This is a genomic window from Candidatus Symbiopectobacterium endolongispinus (assembly GCF_018777385.1).
Classification (GTDB): domain Bacteria; phylum Pseudomonadota; class Gammaproteobacteria; order Enterobacterales; family Enterobacteriaceae; genus Symbiopectobacterium; species Symbiopectobacterium endolongispinus.
The window spans coordinates 36,151-59,710 of sequence record NZ_JAFJYB010000003.1 but is presented as its reverse complement, the minus strand read 5'-3'; the positions used below and the strand labels follow the sequence as shown (position 1 = coordinate 59,710).

12 protein-coding genes and 10 pseudogenes are annotated in these 23,560 nt (G+C 52.9%); 13 read left to right on the top strand and 9 right to left on the bottom strand.

Going from position 1 to position 23,560, the window contains the following annotated elements:
- Nucleotide 1: 1 nt before the first annotated feature.
- Nucleotides 2-1,087 (bottom strand): chorismate synthase, encoded by a 1,086-nt coding sequence (gene aroC, locus JZM30_RS11800; RefSeq protein WP_252318893.1) that lies wholly within the window; start codon nt 1,085-1,087, stop codon nt 2-4.
- Nucleotides 1,088-1,171: 84 nt separating this feature from the next.
- Nucleotides 1,172-2,102, bottom strand: a pseudogene (gene prmB / locus JZM30_RS11795) (50S ribosomal protein L3 N(5)-glutamine methyltransferase).
- 315 nt (nt 2,103-2,417) lie between these two features.
- On the opposite strand from prmB, the gene smrB reads away from it, so the two are divergent.
- Nucleotides 2,418-2,990 carry an endonuclease SmrB gene (smrB, locus tag JZM30_RS11790; protein WP_252318891.1) on the top strand — a complete coding sequence of 191 codons (573 nt, stop codon included), beginning with the start codon at nt 2,418-2,420 and terminating at the stop codon, nt 2,988-2,990.
- 52 nt (nt 2,991-3,042) lie between these two features.
- On the opposite strand, the gene sixA is transcribed toward smrB, so the two are convergent.
- On the bottom strand, nt 3,043-3,516 hold the full coding sequence (gene sixA / locus JZM30_RS11785; RefSeq protein ID WP_252318890.1) for a phosphohistidine phosphatase SixA: 474 nt from the start codon (nt 3,514-3,516) through the stop codon (nt 3,043-3,045).
- 933 nt (nt 3,517-4,449) lie between these two features.
- Between sixA and JZM30_RS11780 the strand changes: the two genes are divergently transcribed.
- The 7 genes and pseudogenes from JZM30_RS11780 to JZM30_RS11755 all read left to right on the top strand — a co-directional run bounded on the left by JZM30_RS11780 (nt 4,450) and on the right by JZM30_RS11755 (nt 9,746).
- Nucleotides 4,450-4,791, top strand: coding sequence for a spore coat protein U domain-containing protein (locus JZM30_RS11780; RefSeq protein WP_252318889.1), 342 nt, complete (start codon nt 4,450-4,452; stop codon nt 4,789-4,791).
- Nucleotides 4,686-4,988 carry a spore coat protein U domain-containing protein gene (locus tag JZM30_RS24340; RefSeq protein ID WP_367115812.1) on the top strand — a complete coding sequence of 101 codons (303 nt, stop codon included), beginning with the start codon at nt 4,686-4,688 and terminating at the stop codon, nt 4,986-4,988. The genes JZM30_RS11780 and JZM30_RS24340 overlap by 106 nt, the downstream gene beginning before the upstream one ends.
- Nucleotides 4,989-5,070: 82 nt before the next feature.
- Nucleotides 5,071-5,581 (top strand): annotated as a pseudogene (locus JZM30_RS11775) (Csu type fimbrial protein).
- A 325-nt stretch (nt 5,582-5,906) separates the two neighbouring features.
- Nucleotides 5,907-6,437, top strand: a pseudogene (locus JZM30_RS11770) (fimbrial biogenesis chaperone); the annotation flags it as partial.
- Between the two features lie 74 nt (nt 6,438-6,511).
- A complete protein-coding gene (locus tag JZM30_RS11765; RefSeq protein WP_252318884.1) occupies nt 6,512-8,254 on the top strand; it encodes a fimbria/pilus outer membrane usher protein in 1,743 nt (580 codons plus the stop codon).
- Nucleotides 8,223-8,786, top strand: coding sequence for a FimD/PapC C-terminal domain-containing protein (locus tag JZM30_RS11760; protein WP_252318879.1), 564 nt, complete (start codon nt 8,223-8,225; stop codon nt 8,784-8,786). The genes JZM30_RS11765 and JZM30_RS11760 overlap by 32 nt, the downstream gene beginning before the upstream one ends.
- A gap of 3 nt (nt 8,787-8,789) precedes the next feature.
- Nucleotides 8,790-9,746 (top strand): Csu type fimbrial protein, encoded by a 957-nt coding sequence (locus tag JZM30_RS11755; protein WP_252318878.1) that lies wholly within the window; start codon nt 8,790-8,792, stop codon nt 9,744-9,746.
- Nucleotides 9,747-9,780: 34 nt separating this feature from the next.
- Here JZM30_RS11755 and fadJ read toward each other — a convergent pair.
- The 3 genes and pseudogenes from fadJ to JZM30_RS11740 form a co-directional block, all read right to left on the bottom strand.
- Nucleotides 9,781-11,899 (bottom strand): annotated as a pseudogene (gene fadJ / locus JZM30_RS11750) (fatty acid oxidation complex subunit alpha FadJ).
- A 35-nt stretch (nt 11,900-11,934) separates the two neighbouring features.
- Nucleotides 11,935-13,248, bottom strand: a complete 1,314-nt coding sequence (fadI, locus tag JZM30_RS11745; protein ID WP_252318877.1) for an acetyl-CoA C-acyltransferase FadI — start codon at nt 13,246-13,248, stop codon at nt 11,935-11,937.
- A 230-nt stretch (nt 13,249-13,478) separates the two neighbouring features.
- Nucleotides 13,479-13,775, bottom strand: coding sequence for a YfcZ/YiiS family protein (locus tag JZM30_RS11740; RefSeq protein ID WP_252318876.1), 297 nt, complete (start codon nt 13,773-13,775; stop codon nt 13,479-13,481).
- Between the two features lie 393 nt (nt 13,776-14,168).
- Here JZM30_RS11740 and fadL point away from each other — a divergent pair.
- Nucleotides 14,169-15,456: pseudogene (gene fadL / locus JZM30_RS11735) on the top strand (long-chain fatty acid transporter FadL).
- 77 nt (nt 15,457-15,533) lie between these two features.
- Here fadL and mqo read toward each other — a convergent pair.
- From mqo to JZM30_RS11720, 3 pseudogenes are all read right to left on the bottom strand, one after another.
- Nucleotides 15,534-17,105: pseudogene (gene mqo, locus JZM30_RS11730) on the bottom strand (malate dehydrogenase (quinone)).
- 457 nt (nt 17,106-17,562) lie between these two features.
- Nucleotides 17,563-17,858: pseudogene (locus JZM30_RS11725) on the bottom strand (ogr/Delta-like zinc finger family protein).
- A 38-nt stretch (nt 17,859-17,896) separates the two neighbouring features.
- Nucleotides 17,897-19,031, bottom strand: a pseudogene (locus JZM30_RS11720) (phage late control D family protein).
- Between the two features lie 152 nt (nt 19,032-19,183).
- Between JZM30_RS11720 and JZM30_RS11715 the strand changes: the two are divergent.
- The 4 genes and pseudogenes from JZM30_RS11715 to JZM30_RS24745 form a co-directional block, all read left to right on the top strand.
- Nucleotides 19,184-20,375, top strand: a pseudogene (locus JZM30_RS11715) (phage tail sheath subtilisin-like domain-containing protein).
- Entirely contained in the window at nt 20,375-20,890 is a 516-nt protein-coding gene (locus JZM30_RS11710; RefSeq protein WP_252318875.1) for a phage major tail tube protein, read from the top strand. Before JZM30_RS11715 ends, JZM30_RS11710 begins: the two are co-directional and overlap by 1 nt.
- A 47-nt stretch (nt 20,891-20,937) precedes the next feature.
- The gene (locus JZM30_RS24750; protein ID WP_438801500.1) at nt 20,938-21,498 is read left to right on the top strand and encodes a GpE family phage tail protein; all 561 of its coding nucleotides are present in this window, start codon (nt 20,938-20,940) and stop codon (nt 21,496-21,498) included.
- Nucleotides 21,404-23,549, top strand: a pseudogene (locus JZM30_RS24745) (phage tail tape measure protein); the annotation flags it as partial. The gene JZM30_RS24750 and the pseudogene JZM30_RS24745, both read left to right, overlap by 95 nt.
- Nucleotides 23,550-23,560: the final 11 nt, after the last annotated feature.

The window sequence follows — 23,560 nt, the reverse complement described above, 5'->3', positions numbered from 1 at the left end:
TTTACCAACGAGGAACCTGGCTCACGACGTCCGCACACTGGGCGCGCTGACGCAACAGATGATCCATCAATACAATCGCCATCATTGCCTCCGCAATCGGCACAGCACGAATCCCCACGCAGGGATCGTGACGTCCACGGGTGATCATTTCCGTTGCTTCACCCTGGCGGTTGATGGTTTTCCCCGGCACCGTGATGCTCGAGGTGGGTTTCAGCGCCAGATGCGCAACAATCGCCTGTCCGCTACTGATGCCACCCAGCACGCCGCCCGCATGGTTACTCTGGAACCATTGCGGGGTAATTTCATCACGGTTTTCGCTTCCGCGTTTGGTGACAACCGCAAATCCATCGCCGATTTCTACGCCTTTTACCGCGTTGATACTCATCAATGCGTGGGCCAGGTCGGCATCCAAACGGTCAAACACTGGCTCACCCAAACCAGCGGGCACCGATTCGGCGACAATGCTGACTTTAGCGCCGATGGAGTCACCTTCTTTTTTCAGGGTATGCATCAATTCATCCAGCGCATCGATCTTGTCGGCATCGGGGCAGAAAAACGGGTTTTGCTCGACGATATCCCACGCTTTCAATTCACAGGTGACATCGCCCATTTGCGCCAGATAACCACGTACCTGAATACCGTGTGTCATTTGCAGGTATTTTTTTGCAATGGCACCAGCGGCCACACGCATTGCGGTTTCACGGGCCGAAGAGCGGCCGCCGCCGCGATAGTCACGCACGCCGTATTTTTGTTCGTAGGTATAATCGGCATGACCAGGGCGGAACACGTCTTTGATCGCACTGTAATCCTGAGAGCGCTGATCGGTATTTTCGATGATCAGGCCAATGCTGGTGCCCGTGGTGACCCCTTCAAACACCCCAGATAAAATACGCACCTGATCTGGCTCGCGGCGCGGCGTGGTATAACGCGAGGTGCCAGGGCGACGGCGATCCAAATCGCGTTGCAGATCCGCTTCAGTCAGCGGAATGCCCGGCGGTACGCCATCAACGATACATCCCAACGCAATACCGTGGGATTCGCCGAACGTGGTGACGCGGAAGAACTGGCCAATACTGTTGCCTGCCATCACGACTCCTTTCTGTGTAACATCGCTATTCTGTACTGCATTATGATTTATATTGCCGGGGTGAGCCCGGCATAACCGGTGTTTTTATTGCCGATACGCCGCAAAATGGCTGTGGCAATCCACTAGTTGATCTTTTGTCAGCATAAATACGCCATCACCACCGTGCTCGAACTCCAGCCAGGTAAAAGGAATATTCGGATACTGATCCATCAAATGCACCATGCTGTTGCCCACTTAGCAGATCAGCACGCCTCGCTCATTAAGGTAATCTGGCGCGCAGGCCAAAATGCGGCGTACCAAATCCAGCCCGTCATTGCCCGCCGCAAGGCCCAGTTCCTGCTCGCGGCGAAACTCCTGTGGCAAATCCGCCATGTCTTCCGCATCCACATACGGGGGATTGGTGACAATCAGGTCATACGCGAGCGGCGGCAGCGCGCGGAACAAGTCGGAACGAATCGGCGTGACCTGTTGTTCTAGTCCGTGTTGCTGGATATTCTGCTCGGCGACGGCCAACGCATCGCTGGAGAGATCGACAGCATCCACTTCTGCATCGGGGAAGGCGTGCGCACACGCAATCGCGATGCAGCCGCTGCCAGTGCAAAGATCGAGAATATGCTGCGGCTCATCGACGATCAATCCAGCGAACTGCTGTGAAATCAACTCACCGATTGGCGAACGCGGCACCAACACGCGCTCATCAACAAAAAACTCGAACCCGCAAAACCACGCCTTGTTGGTCAGGTAAGCCACTGGCAGACGTTCATTAACGCGACGAATAACGCGCTCAACCACACGCTGGCGCTCCGATACCGTCAGACGCGAGCATACATATCCACTGGGAAATCAAGAGGCAAATACAGGGTGGGCAGCACCAGTTGCAGCGCTTCATCCCACGTGTTATCGGTGCCATGTCCATAATAGAACTCGGCTGCGTTAAAACGGCTTACCGCCCAGCGCAACTGTCTTGCAAGGTATGCAGGTCTTTGACCGCCTCGTCGACGAAAATTTTATCCAAGTTAGTCCTCCACAGACCCCACCTGTCCGGAAATGCCGCTTAGTTTACCATGAAGCCAACGACAAATCAGCAGATATCACCCCGCCCGCGCAGAAATCCTCTGCGTTGCCTATCAATCGATTCTCCCCTTCTGTTGTTTGCCAATTTCGGGTTTGCTATTAAAAAGGTAGCGCAGGCACTATTACAGGTTACACTGGAGCCCATGTCATTTATGGCAAATGCCGTATGAATTGATGCCCTAACGCCAGGCCGCCCCATCGGGAAGCAGATACGCCGGCGTAATAAGGACCGTAAGAGACACACCGGGGTGACCGAATGAGTAAAAAACACGCGTTGAATGATGGCGACGCACAGCTATTCCGCACCTCCGTGGCCGGCACCAAAACGCTGCGCCAGGATACCTATGTATACCGTCCCCAGCGCCATCAGGTAGAAGGTAAGCTGCCGCCGCGCAAGGCGTTGCAGGAACAAGTGTATGCCAGCTTTTATTTTTCCGACGAATTTCAGCCTCAACTGGACAGCGACGGCCCCACGCGTTACGTGCGCCCCGGCAGCAGCCATTACGAGCTAAAAAAACTGCGGCGCGGCGACTATTCCCCAGATCTGTTTCTCGATCTGCACGGATTAACCCAGTTGCAAGCCAAGCAAGAGCTAGGTGCCCTGCTCGCGGCCTGTCGCCGTGAACACGTTTACTGCGCCTGTGTGATGCACGGCCACGGTAAGCATATTCTCAAACAGCAAACGCCTCTCTGGCTGGCACAACATCCGGATGTACTGGCTTTACATCAGGCACCCAAAGAGTTCGGCGGTGACGCCGCACTGTTGGTGTTGGTGGAACTGGATGCGGCGTACGGTCAGATAAAAGCGGGCACCGAACCGTCGCGCTAATGCACCCGACTTGCGCGCTGTCGCCTGACATTTGCGACAGCGCAAGCTCAGATCAGGATTTAAGCGCCAACTGTGACGGGCTGATTTGCCAATCGAACACACCAGCCCCCGACTGCGCATCGAGAGTAACGCAAGCCACCGCCGAGGTGGCAAACATCGGCGCACCGGTTTGCGGGCTGAGTTCCACCACCAGATACCCGACCAAGGGCAGGTGCGAGACGATCAATACCGATTCGATACCCTCACCGGCCAACGCCAGCAGGTAATCACTTACAAATGCGGCATCGCCGCCCGGCGTCAGCGCTGGCAGGCAATCTTCTTCATCAGGCAGGGAAAGGATACCACGCAAGGTGGACAGAGTTTGCTGGGCGCGGACATAAGGACTCACCAAAACACGCGTAATAGCCACACCCTGGTCATGTAGCCAGAAAGCCACCTGACGCGACTCTTTAACACCGCGCGCACGAAGCGCATCACTGGCTTCGTCAGGTACTGCATCACCATGACGCATAATCAAAACTTGCATATAACACCGTTATAGTAAAAAACTTCGTTATATTATACTGTTAACACATATTCCCCGATAAAGAAACCGCCATGCATACAAGGTTTGGACAGGGGGAACACGTGTCATTTTGTTGCAAATTTAACCGAAGCACGAACTGCCTTTTTACCTTAGATGGGAAGCCAGAGTCAACCGATTTGGGTAGGCCGCTGAGGCATAGTCATACCTTACTTCATCACCAGAACACGCATCGTGGCAAGATTACACACACGAATCATCAGGTTAAGTGACGACCTTGTCACGCTCCCGTATGGCAACAGAACAAAAAAAGCGAAAAACAACATTTTTGCCACCATCACAGGGTTAAAAATCAGAGTAAAAATCCATTAAATCCCACCATGTAAAAATTTAAAACTAACAGCGAACGTAATTTGGCTTTTTCATTTCTTTTTCATTTCTTTTTCATTTCTTTTTCCTTTTTATCAAATTCTTCACATTATTAAACAAAGGGGAGGCATCTATCTTTATGAAGAGTGTTTTATGTAAGTTGTTATTAAATTTATTTAAAAGCTCACCATAATCTATTATTCAGTGCTGCTGGCAATAACAGCAAAAGCACCGATTGCACCTTTATTTTCACTGTTTATACCCTAAATAATTCGAGTTGCAGGAAGGCAGCAAGTGGGGGGCTTACTTGAGTAAGTGGTTTGGGTAAGTGAACACAGCCACCCCATAGGCAACGTGAAGTATAACGGGGATATATTGCCCACCAGAGAAAGCGATGCCTTAAAAAAGGGATAAAGGTTTATACCCTGCACGCTTTGTCCATTTTCTCCGCGCCAATGTGTCGCGGTGAGAATGAAAAAATCTGCGCGCTGCCACGCTTTCCTATTTTAAAAACGCCATTGCGTTTAACGGAATTATCGTGCGCGGTGCTTGTATGAAGGAAGGGTAATGAATAAGCAAAAAGCAGCGCTCGCAGCACTATCCTCTTTATTTCTGTTTATGCCAACAACGTTTGTCGAAAGCGCCACCATTACTGGCAATATCGCCGTTTCCCTGACGGTAAACTCGACATGTCTGGTTAACAACGTCAGCAGTGGCACATTCGGAACGTTAGCGTTTGGTCAGGTAGCGGATTTAAACAATAACGTAGACGCCGAGGTGGGCACTACAGGCCTTTCGGTGCTGTGTTCGTCAGGCACCGCCGCCGTGCTCACTATCGGGGCTGGCGCAAACGACGCCAGCGCCGTACACCGTCTTACCAACGGCGCAGGTACCACCACCCCACACTGATTTCCTATAGGCTTTACAGCAACAGTGCGCGCTCAACGGAAATTGCTATCGGTGGCACTATTAGCGTTCCTGCAGGAACCGGTGTAGCACAAGCAGTGCCTATCTATGGTCGAATTGTTGCGTCCGAGCAAACGCTCAAATATCCCCCTGCGGGCAACTATACAGACACCATCACAGCAACGCTTACCTGGAACTGATAAACAGGAGAACCCTATTGCCATGAAGACTTGCACAGGGAAAACCACGGGCATCAGCGCATAGCGGTTTTTCCGTGACCTTATGCCGCTGCTGGCAGTGTTGCTGAGTTTTGCTAATCCGGTATTGGCGGTAACGGTCAATGCGTCCTTTGACGTGACGGCCACCTTGCAAAATGGCTGCCTGTTTGGCGTTAACAGCAGTAGCTCAAGCAATATGGGAACCCTCAGTTTCGGCTCACAAAGTGCCACCACCACTAAATGTGGATGTGGCCAGCAGTGCGGGCAGCGGCTCAATCGTCGTCACCTGCACGCTCGGCACATCAGTCTCCATTGCGCTCGATTACGGCACAAACGGCGGCAGCAGTACACAGCGCTATCTGAAAAACAGCGCAGGAACACGCACACTGCCCTATCAACTCTACCGTGATGTCGCTCGTTCTCAGGTATGGGGTACTGGCACGCTGGCGCTCACCGTGTCTTCTTTTCCCAGCACGACACAAACCTATACGGTATATACACGCTATTTTGGCGCAACGCCGCTGCCTGCGGCCGGGCAACATACCGACAGCGTCACCATCAAAGTGACGTATTAACCACAATGTATGGCGCGAGCGGCAGTCATTGAGATATGCGTAGAAGTGTTAGTGATTACGGCGTTTTTAAAAATAATAAGGCGTTGGCATGAAAATAACGAAAAGTAGTGTGGGTCGATTTTTATCTATTGCAGTACTGTTTTTCTGTTCAGGCGCATTTGCCGCCAGTTCTTTGCTGGTGTGGCCGATTTACCAAATCATCTAAGCATATAACAGCAGTTCAGCACTATGGCTGGAAAACAAGGAAAATAACACCGTTGGTTTGCAAATTCGCATTATGACCTAGCGTCAGATGCAGTATTAAGATCGCTACGCCGATCAAACCGAAGTGATACCCACACCGCCCTTCATTAAACTGGAACCGGGTCAGCGTAGCATGATCAGGTTGATGCGTGTTGCCCCGTCATCAACAACTCAGGAACGTGCTTTCCGTATCGTGATTGATGAGATAGCCACACCTTGTCTGCCGCAAACCAATAACGCTCCCTCTGGCGTTCAATTCCAGATGCGTTATCTGTTGCCATTGTTTCTACGGGGATCAGGCCACGATAAGCCTAATACTGTGGAGGCTCCCTTGCTACTGCACTGGCGCATTGCCCCGGTCGACGGAAAGCCCTACCTCTATGTACGTAATGAAGGCCAAACGCATGCCCGCCTGAATAATGTGTTTTGGTCCACCTCGCCGCAAGGAAAAGGGCCGCGTACCATCATCAGTGAGGGATTTTTAGGGTATGTTCTGCCGGGCCAGGAAATGCGCTGGCCGCTTCCGGCATCAGCGGCGACCCCCGGCGTAAATGCCATTCTGTATACCCATTTGACGGATGCTCCTGACCCTATCGTTATCACTCGCGGCTAAGCCTGATGTCAGGAAGGTTAAAGCATTTAGCACAGCATGTTTGCCCAAGCGTATTTCTGTTTGCAGGTGGCGTTATGCTGTGCGCATCAACCGTGTTTGCCGCCGAGGAATTCGGTAGCTTACCGCCCCCGCCTACGGCTCCCCCCGCTCAGCAACAAGCCCTTTATTACCTGACGCTGGCGGTAAACGGATACAGCGATAATCTGGTTGTCCCCGTAAGTGTCAATGGCGATCGCTACGCTGCGGACGCCAGCGAGCTCGCCCGCAGGCACATAAAACTGCCCACCAGTGCCACAGGACAGATAGAGATCAACACGCTGCCCGATGTGACGGTGTTCTATGACAGCCAGGTGCAGCAACTCAACGCAGGTGGTGGCAGCGGCACACCGCGCCTGTCCGCACGCAGCAGCACCGGCCTACTGTTTAATTATAACCTGTTTTATACTTCGCCGCCACAGCAGGGCGACACGATGAACGCGCTGATGGAGCAGCGCCTTTTCAGCGATTACGGCACCTTGTCCAACTCGGGGCTGTGGGTGATAAAAAGCTCCTACACCGACGATGGCAGCCGCTATCGTCGCTACGATACCTATTGGCGCTACAGCGGCAGTGGGCGGGTGGTCAGCTACCAGTTGGGCGATCTCATCAGCAACTCGCTGACCTGGGGCCAATCAGCACGTATGGCGGGTCTGCGCATGGGACGTAATTTCAATCTGCGACCGGATATCGTCACCTATCCCATGTTGCAATATGCATGCTCTGCTGCGGTACCCAGCACGCTGGATCTGTTTATCAACGGCTTTAAAACCAGCAGTATGGCGCTCAACTCCGGCCCGTTCACCCTGACCAATACGCCCTATCTCAACGGTGTGGGTGAGGCGACAATCATTACCACCGATGCACAAGGGCGACAGATTGCTACCAGCATGCCGTTTTATGTATCCAACACACTACTGCGTCAGGGACTTAGCGATTTCGACCTCTCCGTTGGCTTGCTGCGCCAAACCTACGGGCTGGGGCAGGATCGCTATGCATCAGATCCTGCATTCAGAGGCTTCTATCGCTATAGCGTCACACAGAACCTGACGCTCGCCAGACATGGCGAAACAGTGCGTGGCCTCTCCCTGCTCGGCGCAGGTGCAGACATGGCCGTGGGGCGCTGGGGTACGCTCAGCACGGCCTACAGTCACAGTGAACGGGATGGACGCGGACAACAATATGTCTTTGGCTACCCCTATTATGGCAATACCGTAGGGTTTAACGTCCAGCATCAGCGCCGCACGTTGCGCTATCAGGATCTCAGCACTTACGCTACACCGGGGAACATGAGCAAAGAGAGCCTGCAAGCCACCCTGAGCAGCATGTTATTTGGTCCGGCAAACGGCACCGTCGGGATGAGCTATTTCGCTATTACCACATTTAACGATCCGCGCACTGAGTTAGTGAATCTTTCCTATACGCGGCAACTCTGGGGCAACAGCACGCTCTATCTGGCGGCCAATAAAACGCTGGGCGATCGCGGTCACAGCGCACAGATTCAGGTAATTATCCCCTTTGGTAGCAGCGATACGTTCAATACCAGCATGCAACGTAACAACCAGGGAGAGAACCTCACGACACTGGGTGTGACGCGCACCCTTCCCCTCGATGGCGGTTTTGGCTGGAACCTAGCCTACAGTGCAGGCAATGATCCTTATCATCAAGGGACGCTAGTTGGCGAGGTCCGTATAACCAGATACAGGGGGGATCTATGGCAACGAGGGGAGCCAAACGCACTGGGGAGAAATGAGCGGCTCGGTAATCTATCTGGATGGTAGCCTATTCCCCAGCAACCGTATCAATGACGCCTTTATTGTGGTCGATACGCAAGGCTATGCCGACGTGCCAGTGCGCTACGAAAATCAGTTAGTTGGCTATACCAACCAGCAAGGACGATTGCTGATCCCATGGGTAACCTCACACTACCCGGCGAAGGTGGAAATCGATCCGCTCGCTTTACCACCTGACGTAGACATCTCGGGCGTTGAAACCCGGTTAGCCGTGAAGGAAGGTAGCGGCACGTTGGCCTCGTTTGCCATTAAAAAAGTGCGTTCAGCCAATATCGCGCTACGAAACAGCAGCGGTGAAGCGCTGCGCGTCGGCACCTGGATTACCGATGAAACCAGCGGCAACACCACCATCAGTGACTATGACGGTTTGGTCTACTTTGCCCATTTAGGTATTCACAACCACCTGTCGTTTACTCAGGAAGATGGGCGCCGTTGTCACGTACAATTTTCACTGCCAGAGCAGCAATCCATGCCGGCACTGGTTGGCCCGCTGACATGCCAACCCGATAACCAAGGATAAAAGATGCGTATACTTTTCCTGTTCTTCTCACTTGCGCTGCTCGGTTTCAGTTATGCGCCAGTAACATGGGCGCAGTGTCGTGTACCCAGCACCTCATCTTCACTGGGCAGCGCCAGCTCGATCGCGCTTAACGGTTCATCGCAGACCTCTCAAGCCAGTACCGGTTTTAACTGCGACGCGCCAACGCTGTCACTGGCAGGCACCAACCGCGTCATTGCGACGTTCGGCGCCGGAAATAACGCTTCCGCTGGCCTGCGTCAGTTAAAACACACCACGAAAAGTGACGTTATGCCCTATACGCTTTGCGTCGACCAAAGCTGTAGCAAAATACTCGCCGTTAATGGCTCATACACCTGGAGTAGCCAGACGCTCTTGGGGCTATTGGGGTTGTTTACCGGTCCAAACAACACCTTGCCGCTGTGGATAAAAACAAGCACCGGTGCCGTGCTTTCTGCCGGCACTTATACCGATGTCATCGCCATTAGCTGGGGCTATCGCGTTTGCGATATTGGTGAATTCGATCTTTGCCTGTACTATTTCGGCACACCGACTTCCAACATCACGCTAACGCTGACCATCACCAACGATTGCCAGATTAGCAATACCAACAATATCGAGTTTGGCAGCGCAGCCTTTCCCTCAGCCTTCACGGCTATCAACAGCAGTTTGGGCGTGCGTTGCACTAAAGATGGTGCTTACAGCGTAACGTTAACCAGCACGCACCCTGACGATGCCAATTGGCGTCGGATGACCGCCAGCGTTTCCGGTACCAATTACTATCTGCAATATCAACTTTATCGCGCCGACAACAGCACCTGGACCGAGAGCAACAGCTACGCGGGCACCGGCTCTGGGGCGACGCAAACCATCCCTTTTACTGCACGCATCAACGCAAGCCAGGCCAACAAACCGGCCGGAAGCTACAAAGATACAGTGAGCGTGGCGGTGACCATCAATTGATGCCCTTCCGGCTGATGTCGGAAGGGGGGAAAGATTAAGGATGAAAACGCGCCGCATTTTCCCGCATGTTCAACAGGCGCTGACACGGGGCAAAACGGGGCCATACTGATGCTCGAACGTTTCCAACGTTTTGACCACTGCCTCAATACCCAAATGATCCATGTAGTGGAACGGCCCTCCCAAGAACGGTGGAAAGCCAATGCCAAATACAGCACCGATATCACCGTCACGTGCGCATTGGATCACGCCTTCATCCAGACAGCGCGCCGCCTCGTTTAGCATCATCATCACACAGCGTTGCGCCATCAACGCAGGATTAATATGGGCTTTTGGCGTTACGCCCAGCAAGGGGTAGATAGCGCTGCCCACCTCGCGCGGTGTGCGCCAGAAACGGCGCTGGACGCCATAACGGTAAAAGCCCTTGCCGTTCTTACGCCCTTTGCGCCCATACTGCAAAATGGCCTCGAAAGTGGCTGGTGCCTGAAACCGCTCACCCCAAGCGGTCACCAGTATTGGCACTATTTTGGTCGCCACATCAATGCCCACTTCATCGAACAGGGTTAACGGGCCAACAGGGAAGCCAAAGCGCACCAGCGCGGCATCCACGGTTTCTACCGGATCGCCCTCCAACAGACAATAAGCAGCCTCGTTGATATATGGAGCCAGAATACGATTAACATAAAATCCGGCTTTATCGGCCACCACAATGGCGGTTTTCCCCTGCTGGCGGGCAAAGGCTACCGTGGTGGCGATGGTTTCAGGGCTGGTTCCTGAATGGGGAATGACTTCCACCAACGGCATTTTGTCTACCGGGCTGAAATAGTGCAGACCGATGACCTGCTCAGGGCGCTGCGCCCGTTCGGCGATCTGATGTATGGGCAAGGAAGAAGTGTTGGATGCGAACAGGGTTTACGGGTGCGCGTACTGTTCAATATCTGCCACCATGCTCTGCTTGAGCGCCAGATCCTCAAACACCGCCTCGACAACGATATCGGCATATTCAAAACCGTGATAATCGGTGCTGCCCGAGACCAACGTCATCAGGCGCTGGCGTTCCGCCGGTTTCATAGGTTTGCGCTGCACGCGTTTACTCAGCAATTCCCAACTGTAACGCAGCGCGTGGTTGATACCTTCTTCGTTAATATCCTTGATGCGCACCGGAAGCTGCGCGCGCTGGGCAGTGACACAGGCGATACCGCCGCCCATCAATCCACCAGCGAGCACACCGACACGGTGTATTTCACGCGGTTCAGCAGACGCTCCCGCCTGCTTTTTCAACGCATTGGTGGCAAAAAACAGGCTACGCAACGCCGCTGAGGCTGGCGTTATAACCAGTTTGCCAAACGCGCGCGCTTCCTGTTTGTATCCTTCGGCCAGCCCTTTACCTATACCACGCCGTACCACCTGAATAATGCGATCGGCCACAGGATAGTTACCCTGAGTTTTGGCGCGCGTCTTCTGCTTCACCACTTTAAATAACACGTGACGCACTAGCCAACTGTTCACCAGACGCGTGCGCCAGGGCAGCATCGGCTGCCGCCGTTTCCAGCAAGATACTGTTGGGAACGGCATCATCGATCATCCCCAGCTTGAGCGCCTGCCGCGCTTTTACCGAGCGACCCGTCAAGATCAAATCCAGCGCGCGATCGACGCCAATCAACCTGGGCAAACGCTGAGTCCCACCCGATCCCGGCAATAGGCCCAACTGCACTTCAGGTAATCCCAGTACCGTTTTGTCATCCAGAGAGCAGACACGATAATCGCAGGCCAACGCCAGCTCAAACCAGCCGCCAAGACAAGGGCCGTGGATTGCCGCAACCAGAGGAAAAGGCAAGTCACCAAAAGCGGCAAATGTCTCCTGCCCTTGCCGCGCAAGCGCTTCCGCTTCTTCTGCTCTCGTGCAGGCATCAAGCATGGTTATATCCGCGCCTACAATAAAACGAGTCGGGCTTACCCGATATTAAAATGACGCCACGCAGTGCCGCATGTTGTTGCGCTTGACGAAGCACTGTTTGTACTTGTTCCGCAAAGGCGCTTTTCAAGGTATTCATCTTCTCGCCCGGCACGTCCATGGCAATCACGGCAATATTATCGGGCCGTATAGAGAGCGAGAATGCCGAGGGGCTTGACGTCATGTTATCCGATGCCGTCATCTCACCCGATGTATTATCGATACTGTGCGCGTTCTTCATGGTGTAACCTCCAGAACCATTGTCGCCCCCAGTCCCCCTGCTGCGCAGGCGGTAACCAGCCCAAACCCGCCGCCGTGCCGCTGCAACTCATGCAGGGTCTGCGTAATCATTCTGGCACCCGTAGCAGCAAACGGATGACCGTAAGCAATCGAACCGCCCAGCACGTTGAATTTATCCATGTCCACGTCTCCCAATGTCGAGGTACGCCCCAGTTTATCCCTTGCAAAATCAGCGCTGGCGAACAGTTTAACGTTTGCCAGCGTCTGTGCCGCAAACGCTTCGTGCATATCAATCAACGTAAGATCGCCGAGGCTAAGACCCGCGCGATCCAACGCCAGCGGCGTGGCATACGCCGGCCCCAACAGCATATCTTGCTGAACACCAATGGCAGTAAACGCATAACTCTTCAGATAGCCCAGAGGGGTTAACCCGAGGCTGCACGCCTTTCCTTCACTCATTAAGAGTACAGCAGCGGCGCCGTTGGTGAGTGGAGAACTGTTGGCAGCGGTGACAGAACCGTGCAGACGATCAAACGCGGGCGATAAACGGGCGTAATGCTCCAGCGTAGAGTCATGGCGCACGTTGTTATCCTCTTTGAGCGTTTGGCGGTACGGAGGCACGTAAGCGGTCATCACCTCTTGGTGCAGCACGCCTTGTTGCCAGGTTTTCGCCGCCAGCCGGTGCGAACGATGCGCAAAAGCATCCTGGTCGGCACGGGAAATACCGTAGGTTTTTGCCATCTGTTCAGCAGTATCTCCCATACGCAGCACGGTGGAATACTCGGCCACCGGGGGCGAGACTGGCAACAGATCGCGCGGACGCAAGCGCGACAGCAATTTGAGCCGTTGTCCCAACGTGCGATCTTTACTGAGATCCAGCAGCGTCATCGCCAGATTTTTGGTTACACCTATTGGCGGCAGTGAGAACGTGTCGGCTCCGCCCGCAATTCCCACGTGCGCAGTGCCCGCCATAATGCTTTCGGCCACGTTGACTACGGACTGAAAGCTGGTGGCGCAAGCGCGGGAAACGGTATAGGCATCAGTATGCACATACATTCCGGTGCCCAGCACAATTTCGCGCGCAATATTGGGCGCAGCCGGCATTTGTACTACCTGACCAAACACCAGCAGATCGACCCACTTGGGATCGATGCCATACCGTATCAGCAGTTCGCTCACCACCATTTTGCCTAAATCCATGGCGGGAATACCGCGATACGCGGTCGCTTGACGAGCGAAAGGCGTGCGCAATCCACTGACGATCGCGACCCGTTCGCCGCTCCGGGTTATCAGGGGTAACACCTCACTCATAAACACTCCTGTAAACAGAGAATTAAGTATATGTTCTAACAGGTCAGACCTGAATAGAGTGTTAACCAGAGCATTACATTAAGCAAACTCGTTCACTACAAAATGCGAGTGCACGCTCTCTGTAAGAGGAGATAAAATCTGAAAGGGGATAGCAAGACGGCGTGTGGGTACAAGAAAAGGGGGCGAGCACAACGTGCGGCGCGCTGCACCGCACGTTATCACCAGGAGACTTAACGCAATCCCAATTGGAAAATCAGCGTTTCAGCCTGGCAACTGAACGTGAAATCGATATCCAACTGTACGCCACCGTTCACGTCAGCAAAACGACTGTCGATCTGGCACGGCTCTGATTCTACTGCACGGGCTTTTTCCGTCAGCGCCGTCAGCGTGGCCTGCGCGGCGGCACGGTCAGCAAATACTTTGCTGTAAGATGCCGGGCAGTCAGTGTTGTCCATTACAGTACCGACATCCACGCAGCAGCAAGCGGCGGTTTCTTCAGCAGAACATTTATTTATCGCGTTTGTCATGATGCTTTTCCTCTACGGGTAACGATCTGCCCAGGCAGATTTGATCCAGTTCAAAAATATCACTTTTCCCACTATTTTACTCAGCAGGCCCACCAAGCACTAGAACTTACTGCATGTAAGGGCATTTAGTGATCAATCTCACATCATTTTGTTATTATTAGGTAAATTAACTCACCGTAGACCGCGTATTTCTTAACGAATATGTTAACTGGATCTGGTTTTTACATCAATATGGAAATATTTAGAACACAAACTTGCAACATTTTCATACTCCCCACTTATACTTTCGCCAACTGGTCTGATTTGTCAGTCCACCAGCGCCCCCTACAATGCGCGTCCCTTGTTACGGTATGTAACAAAGTCAAATAACAAGTACACGATGAGGTTTTGGTCATGGGCCAGAAAAACCTGTTTAAACACTCCGCAGTAGCGATAGCAGTGGCACTGGTTTCAGCACAAGTTTCCGCCGCAGGCTTCCAACTCAATGAATACTCTTCATCCGGGTTGGGGCGTGCGTTTTCTGGCGAAGGTGCCATGGCCGATAATGCGACATCCGGCAGCCGCAACCCCGCCACCATGACAATGTTCGATCGCACCACGGTTTCTGGTGGCGTGACGTATATTAATCCAGATATTGATATTTCCGGATCAAATCGACTTACAGGTAATGATGCCAGTGCGAAAAATATCGCACCGCACGCTTGGGTGCCGAACATGCACCTTATCATGCCGTTAAATGAGCAGTGGGCGATCGGTGCTTCAGCTACCACCAATTACGGATTAGCAACAGAATTTAATGATAACTATGCAGCAGGTTCGATTGGTGGAAAAACCGATCTTGTTACTTCTAACTTGAACCCGAGTGCAGCTTACAGATTGAACCAGCACTTTAGCTTTGGCTTGGGTGTAAATGCTGTTTATGCAGATGCAACTATTGTGTGTCATCTAGGGGACCTGAATGGACTTCCTCCCATTAATGGCGGTCTTCCGCGTTCTACTGAAATATCCCGTCTAGAAGGCAAAGAATGGGGCTATGGTTGGAATGCCGGTATTCTGTATGAAATTGATAAAAAATAATCGCTTCGGTCTTACCTACCGCTCAAAGGTTGATATTGACTTCAGTGGTGATTACAGCAACCAACTGCCAGCAGGATTGGGTGGACTTAATGGAGCGACAGTGCCAGGTAAATTGACGCTGAACCTCCCCGAAATGTGGGAAATTTCTGCTTACCACCGTGTAGCCCCACAATGGGCAGTACATTATAGTATGGCCTATACAAGTTGGAGTCAGTTCACAGAACTGAAAGCAACGGGTAGCAATGGCAATACCTTGTTTGAAAAAGAGGAAGGGTTCCGTGATGCTTATCGTATCGCACTCGGCACTACCTATTATCACGATGATAATTGGACTTTCCGCTCCGGTGTTGCATTTGACGATAGCCCAGTCCCAGCAGGCAAACGCACCATTTCTATTCCAGACCAAGATCGTTTCTGGTTAAGTGCTGGTACCACGTATGCGTTTAACAAAGATATGTCCGTGGATGTGGGTGTTTCCTATATGCACGGCAAGAGTGTCGATATTTCCGAACATGCTCCAGGGTCCTTCAGTTCTGTAGCTTATGACTTCAGTTCCAAAGGCCGCGCCTGGCTCTACGGCGTTAACCTGAACTACACGTTCTAATCGCCAGTAGCGATAAACAAGAAAGGCCTCTAATGCGGCCTTTCTTGTTTGCTTAAAGCACTACAGCTTACACTGTGTTACTCCGGTTTCACTTCAATGTAGTTCAGGTGCAGCGTGTCGCTAGTATAGCGGCGGATCTGGTTGGTAAGATCGATATCACCATATAGTTTTTTGCCGTAAGACGGCACGATCGCCTTCAGTTTGCCCTGCCATTCTGGCGTTGCTACCTGTTGCTTAAACACTTTTTCCAGCAGACTCAGCATGATCGGTGCTGCGGTTGACGCCCCAGGAGAAGCGCCCAGCAACGCAGCGATAGTGCCATCCTGCGAACTGACGATCTCGGTGCCCAACTTTAGTACACCACCTTTATCCGCATCCTTCTTAATAACCTGAACCCGCTGTCCGGCAACCGCCAAGCGTCAGTCTTCCTTTTTAGCCTCGGGGAAATACTCTTTCAGAGCAGCGAAACGATCGTCATCATCCATCATCACCTGTCCGATCAGGTATTTGACCAGATCGAAATTATCCAGCCCGACATGCGTCATCGGCATCAGATTTGACAACGTGACAGAGCCCGGTAAATCCCACAGGGAACCATTTTTCAAGAACTTGCTGAAGAACGTAGCAAAAGGCCCAAACAGCAGCGCTGGTTTACCGTTAAAGATGCGTGTATCCAGATGCGGCACGGACATCGGCGGTGCGCCCACGGAGGCTTTGCCATATGGCGTTTTACGATGTCAGGATTGTCGGTGACCAGAAACTCTCCGCCCACCGGGAAGCCGCCATAGAGATCCGCTTCGGGAATACCGGATTTTTGCAATAACGGCAGTGCCGCCCCGCCCGCGCCAATAAAGACAAACTTGGCATTGATGGCATGCTCTTCCTCACCGTCCTTCAAATCCGCATAGATAATGCTCCAGGTGTGGTCCGCATTACGCTTTATCTCGCGCACTTCTGCATTCAAGCGCAGTGAGAAGTTGGTTTTGGTCTGTAGTCCGGAAATCAGCTGACGCGTGATTTCACCGTAATTGACATCGGTGCCAATCGGCATGCGCGTAGCAGCCACTTTCTGCGCAGGATCGCGCCCTTCCATCACCAGAGGTGCCCAGGATTGGAGTGGCGTAATCGTCACTGAACTCCATGCCACGGAACAACGTACTGTGCTGCAACGCCTTATAGCGCTGGTTCAGGAAGGCGGTATTCTCATCGCCCCAGACAAAGCTGATGTGCGGCACGCTGTTGATAAACAGATTCGGATCGTACAGCACGCCATTCTTGACCTGGTAAGACCAGAACTGACGCGAAATCTCGAACGCTTCGCTGATCTCAACCGCTTTACTGATATCTATAGCGCCGTCGGCTTTTTCAGGCGTGTAGTTCAGTTCCATAAAAGCCGAGTGGCCGGTACCTGCGTTATTCCAACCGTTGGAGCTTTCTTCGGCAACCTTATCCAGACGCTCAACCATCGTGATTGACCAGTCGGGTTGCAGTTCCTGAAGATAAGTCCCAAGGGTGGCACTCATGACACCACCACCGATCAGTACCACATCGGTAGTTTTTGCAGTATCCGCTGTACTTTCCGCCCATGCGGGCAACGCGGCGGTTCCCGCCAGATTCAGGCACAAGACCAAAGCCCGTAGTTTTTTCATACTTATATGCCTCTGTTTATTCTAATTTTGTTGTTGCAGGTGAATCGCTACTCCAACCATCTCGAACGTGCGTCATTCCCACACGACAGCCAGGCTTCGTGTAAAATGCGTGTTACAGCGCACATCCGCACAACATTATTGTTACAAAGACAGTGAAGATAAATTTTTATAATTAAATAAAAAATAACAATACAACTGTTATTGATTAACAAGCAGTGGGAACACCGTATTGGTTCAGATTATTGCAGTGTTTTATTTCGGATGAATGGACATAAAGCAAAAGGCTCCCTGAAGTGCGTTAAATTAAAGTGCAATGCGTTGAAAAAAAGAATTTAATTTCGCAGTGTCCAGATAACGTCCATCTTTGACCAAAAGACTCCGGTTTCCGGGGCTTTTTCTTTAAATCCATCCTCCCACAAAATCACCACGTAAAGCCTCATTCCGCACGTTACGTCAGTCAATTTCGCCGTGCATGTTGAGCTTCATCGCCCTCATCGACAAGCATCAAATCAAGCTGCACCTTCCCGTAGTGGGAGGCCGGAAACGCGTCGCGGGGAACAAAGTCATCCGGCAGGGGGCCTCCCCACTGTTCTGCTTTGAGGTGAGCTTTTCGAAAGCTTCCATCGTGGTAAAGCACGCACCGCACGCCAGATTGTTACACTGGTAGTACTTGCGTCGTACCGTATTGGTGTTATTCATTTTTGTACTGGTGCGAGTACGGCCTGACGCGCCGCGACGTGGGCATCTGAACATGTGATGGCTCTCCTGCTGGACGTGAACTCACGGTTATTCTATTCACTTTCTGCAATCCAGTCAGATATTTTCGCTTCCAGCTCCAGACGCGTGGTAAAACCGCTGCCGTCAATCACATGCTCCGCGCGTGAAATAATCCATGCCTGATTATCAATCTCCGCTTTAAAGCCGGTAACGGTGACGTGCATTTCCGGGTACAGATCAGCGCGGCCACGCGCCATGGTGATAGAGAACTCGGCGGCTCCCCGTTGAAGCTGTTGCCATTTTGCTGCGGCAGCGCGTTTGGAGGCGGTTTCATTTGGGTAGGTTTTACGCAGCACATACACGTTGCCATCGGCCCCCTCCATGTATTCGCCCTCACGGCGGCTGCTTTTCTCTTGTTCTGGTCGGGTTCCGCGCCGCTTGACACTGACTTTCTTTTTTTTTGCCAAAATAGAGATCCAGCCAGTAGGCACGCACACCGGTGTAAGCATCACGATCCGCAATGCGAAAGCGGTGCCAGTCTCCTCTGCTGCGGGTAATACTGGCTGACGGTAACGCCTTGCCGGATGCCGTTACCCCGCCACCGGGCAGGATAAACAGCAATGCCCCGTTTTTAACCGTGGCAATCGCGCCCAACATTTCTGCCATTCGGGTTAAAAATGACATGTCGCTTTCTTGTGTCTGGTCGGGGTGGTCAATCTCGATATTCATCAGCCTGTCGCTGATTTGCGCTTTCAGCCCGTAACGGTGCGCGATAGTAGACACCACACGCTCAACAGTCACATCGTGCCAGGATACTTCACGCTTAACGTTAAATTCATCACGAAAATCAGCGCTACGGGCCGTGATGTTCAGCACATCCGGCGGGCCTTCATGAGCGACTTCATCAACGGTATACCGCCCCCTGTAAATCAACGACTCACCCAGCCAGCCAATGGACAGGGCAATCTCTGCCCCGCGCGAGGGCAGACCAATCAGACCGTCGGTGTCGTCCAGTGAGATCGTCAACTGGTCAGCATCAAACCCGCGATTATCGGTAAGCGAGAGCGACATTAGACGATCGCTTAATGCGTTAAGTGATTTCCCGCCAAGCGTGACGTTAAACGCCGGGACTTTTACCGCGTCAGCAAGGGGGTTGTTGTCACCCGTGATCTTGCTGGTCAACGTGTCTGCCAATCCTGAAAGTGCCATATCACCCCCGTGTCTTGTCGCATGATTTCACACGCGCGGGCGGGGGAAAATGGCTTTTTGTTGTCGCCCGCTTCTCAGGCCTCAAAGGGTATGAGTTGTGGTTAAAAATGGGGGATTATCACCGCGAACTCAATAACGTAATGGTGGTTAACATGTCAGAGGCACGTTTCCACGGTGTACACGTTCGCGAAAATACCGACCTCGTTACCGCGATCAATGACATTGATTCCAGTGTAATTGGCGTAGTGTGTGGCGGATGACGCAGACCCGAACACCTTTCCCCTGAATACCCCCGTGCTACTGACACGGGTTAACGGTGTACTTGGCAAGGCGGGTAAAACCGGCTCCCTGTACAAAACGCTGAAAGCCATTTCTGACCAGACCAGTCCCAAAGTCATTGTGGTGCGTGTCGCGGCAGCAACGGAAAACGGCGAAAAGACGCAATCGCAGTTGATTATCGGCGGCACGCTGGCTGATGGCAGCTATACCGGCATGTATGCCTTGCTGACAGCAGAAGCCAGGGTTAACTATCGCCCGCGCGTGCTGGCCGTTCCCGACCATGACACTGAGGAAGTGACCACAGCACTGTGCGGTATTGCTCAGAGCCTGCGGGCATTCGTTTATGCCGGGTGTCATGGCTGCACGACAATGGCAAAGGCCATCGCCTATCGTGGGAAATTTGCCTATCGCGAGTTAATGCTGATCTGGCCGGACTTTATCGCCTATAACCCGTTGACCGGTGAAAATGAAACCTTCCCGGCCCCGGCATATGCCTGCGGTTTACGTGCGGCCATTGATAACGATCAGGGCTGGCACAAGTCACTGTCCAATGTTCCGGTGAATAACGTGCTGGGCATTTCCCGTGATGTGTTCTGGTCACTTCAGGCAGAAGATAGTGACGCCAACGCGCTGAACAGCAAAGAGGTCACTACGCTTATCAAGCGCAACGGTTTTCGCTTCTGGGGCAACCGTACCACGCAAACCAGTGACTACCTCTTTAGTGACTACCTCTTTGAGGTGTATACCCGCACGGCGCAAATTCTCGCTGACAGTATTGCCGAGGCGCAATTTGAAAGCGTGGATGAACCGCTTACCCCGGCCAACGTAAAAGACGTGGTCAGCGGTATTTCAGGCAAACTCAGTTCATTGGTGACGAAAGGGCAACTGATCGGCGCGGAATGCTGGTTTGACATTGAAGACAACCCCACTACGAGGCTACGTCAGGGACAGGTGCGTGCGCGCTACAAGTACACACCTGTGCCGCCGCTGGAAGATCTGACGCTGTACCAGACCTTCACGGATGAATACTTTTCGCCTGCGTTTGCATCGCTGAGAGGAAAATAATGGCAATCCCGCATAAATTGCGCTTGTTCACTGCCTTTGTGAACGGCAATAACCAAATCGGCAAAGTGACTTATGTCACGCTGCCAAAACTAACCCACAAGACGGAAGATTTTCAGGGCGGCGGCATGATTGGCTCTGCTGCTGTCGATCTCGGTCTGGATGCTGGCGCACTGGATGCGTCAATGGTGGTCGGTGGCATGGTCAAGACACTGTTGCAGGAATACGGCGGCGGTATTGATGAAACCCGTTTGCGCTTTGCCGGTGAATATTACACCGACGGTGATAGTCAGCTTGTTGAAGTGGAAATGCGCGGGCGTGTGACTGAAATTGACAATGGCGAAGCTAAACAAGGCGATGGCACCTCTGTCACCTATGCGCTGAAGAACACCTACTACAAGCTGTCGATCGACGATCAACCGATTATCGAAATTGATTTGCTGAACTTTATCTACAAGAAAGACGGCAAAAACATCTACCCGGATCGCATTATCTCTGCGCTGGGCCTCGGTAGCTGATTAACCGCACTGATGGCGGTCAATCTGGCCGCCTGGAGAACAGAACGATGAGTAAGAAAAACGATAACGCCGTAACGCTGATCACCCAGATTGTACGGGATGCCAATAAAATCACCCGCGTTGCCATTACCGACGAGATCAAACAGGCCGGTTCACTGAGTGGTTTGCGTCTGGTTAACGAGCTGAAATATGGATACAGATTCGGTCACCACGCTGCTAACCCGTGTGACGTCTCCCAGGCTGAAGCTGGCGAAAATCAACGCCATGGATACCCGCGATTTTGTCCAACTGGCGGGGGTGTTGACGCCTTTTTTGGTACCTGCGGTGCCTGGCGAATCGAACGAGGCGGAGACGGAGACAGCGTAACGCTGTTGCTGTTTGACCAGATCGACGATCTGGTCGCCGATATTGCCGTTGTTTTTAACTGGCCGCCCTCTGAACTCTTCAGCATGGATCTGGGCGAGGTGATAGCCTGGCGTGAACAGGCAGCTATCCGCAGTGGAGCCCGTGACGATGAAAAGCCTTTATATCCGTGTTGCGTTCAGCGCGATAGACCGCCTAACCCGCCCGGTCAATGCCGCCCGCCAGAGTGCGGGCGGTCTGACTGAATCCCTCAAAAAAACCCAGGCCGCGATTAACGATCTGGACAAGCAGTCAAAAACCTTTAACCGCCTGCGCGATAGCGTGCAAAAAACCTCGCGCCAGATTGATGAGGCGGGCCGTTCTCTGGACGGGCTCAACAAGGCCCAGCGCAATGGCACCGTGCTGACGGACAAACAGCGCGAACACATGGCTGCCCTGGCGGCCAAAATGGAACGCCTGAATATGACGCGCGATCAGGAAATGGTCAAACTGCGCGCTAGCGCACAGGCGTTGCGCGGTCACGGCGTATCGCTGGCAGGAAGCTCGGTCACCATTCAAAGTGCCATCCGGCGCACTGAACAATACAACCAAACGTTAGAGCGAGAGCGGCGACAACTGGCCGCGGTAACGCAGGCTCGCGCACGGTATGACCGCATGCAGCAGACAGCCCAAAAGAGGCGTAATGGCGGCATCATGGCGGTAGCGGGTGCAACGGCGGGCGGTTATGTCGGCGGGCAGTTCTTGGCGCCTGCGGTGGGCTTTGATGAGGAAATGTCACGCGTTCAGGCGCTCACGCGACTGGATAAGAACGATCAGCACATGTCAGCCTTGCGGACCCAGGCGAAAAAACTCGGTGCGGAAACCGCCTTTACCACCCGCGATGCGGCCAGTGGTCAGGCATTTCTTGCCATGGCCGGTTTTACCCCGCAGGCGATACAAGCGGCCTTGCCTGGCGTGTTAAATATGGCGCTGGCCGGCGGCATAGATTTAGGCGAGTCCGCCGATATTAGCTCAAATATTCTTTCTCAGTTCCGCCTTGATCCCAAAGAGATGGATCGCGTCAGTGACGTGCTAACCGGCGCTTTCACTCGTACCAATACCGACTTAAAAAATATCGGCGAGGCCATGAAATACGCCGGGACGGGGCTTTCTAATCTTGGCGTCAGCATCGAACAGACAACGGCCATGATCGGCGTAATGGCTAACGTGGGTCTGCGCGGAAGTATCGCAGGTACAGGTTTGCAGGCTACCTTTTCACGTCTTGCTGCACCCACCGGCAAGGCAAAAGATGCACTCAAAACGCTGGGAGTAGAAGTCGCTGACGCAGCAGGAAAAATGCGACCTGCTGAAGTGGTTCTTACTGACCTGTACAAAAAAAATCAGTCAGTACGGCGATACCGATAAACTCTCCCTCTTTAAAGATATTGCCGGTGAAGAAGCCGCAAAATCATTCCAGGCGTTGGTGATGTCAGCCGGGAATGGTGAACTACAGAAATTGCTGGAAGCACTGAAAAACGCCAGCAGTGAAGCACAAAAAGCCGCCAAGGTGATGGCCGACAACCTAAGCGGCGATCTGAAAGAACTGGATAGCGCCTGGGAAGGGTTTCGTATCCAGATTGAAGAAACGATCGATGGACCACTGCGACAACTCACCCAAGGTCTGAGTGAAGTTATTAACCGCATGATGCTATGGGTTAAAGATAACCCCAAACTCACCCAAACATTATTGACTGTTGGTGGCAGCGCTTTAGCCCTGACGGCGGCGATGGGTGCCACCTCGCTGGCTGCGGGTTTGTTGCTGGGGCCGCTGGCAAAACTGCAATTAGGTTTTACGTTATTGACCGGTGGGCGCGGCATTGGCGGTGTAATCACGATGTTTCAAACGCTGGGCGGCGTCGCGGGCGGTTCAATGGCACGCGTTGGCGGCTGGTCGCAGATAATGAAAACGCTATCGGGCGGCTTTTCCCGGTTGCCTGCGCTGCTGACACCCGTACGCGGCATGCTGTTTTCTGTGTTCACCTCCCCACTTTCGGCGTTGGCATCGTTGGGTAAAGGCATTGGCGGCCTGTTGTTGCGGCTAACGGGCTTGCCTGCCATAGGGGGGGGCATGATCACCGGTGCGGTGTCCCTGTTGGGGGGCGCATTGTCGGCGCTGTTAAGACCGATAGGGCTCATCGGGGCCGCGTTTGTCGGTGTCGGTGCGCTTATCTGGCGTAATTGGGAGCCGATAAAAGCCTTTTTCAGCGGTATGTTCAGCGGCATCATGCAGCAGCTTTCACCGTTCCGTGATGCCTTTTTTTACCCTGA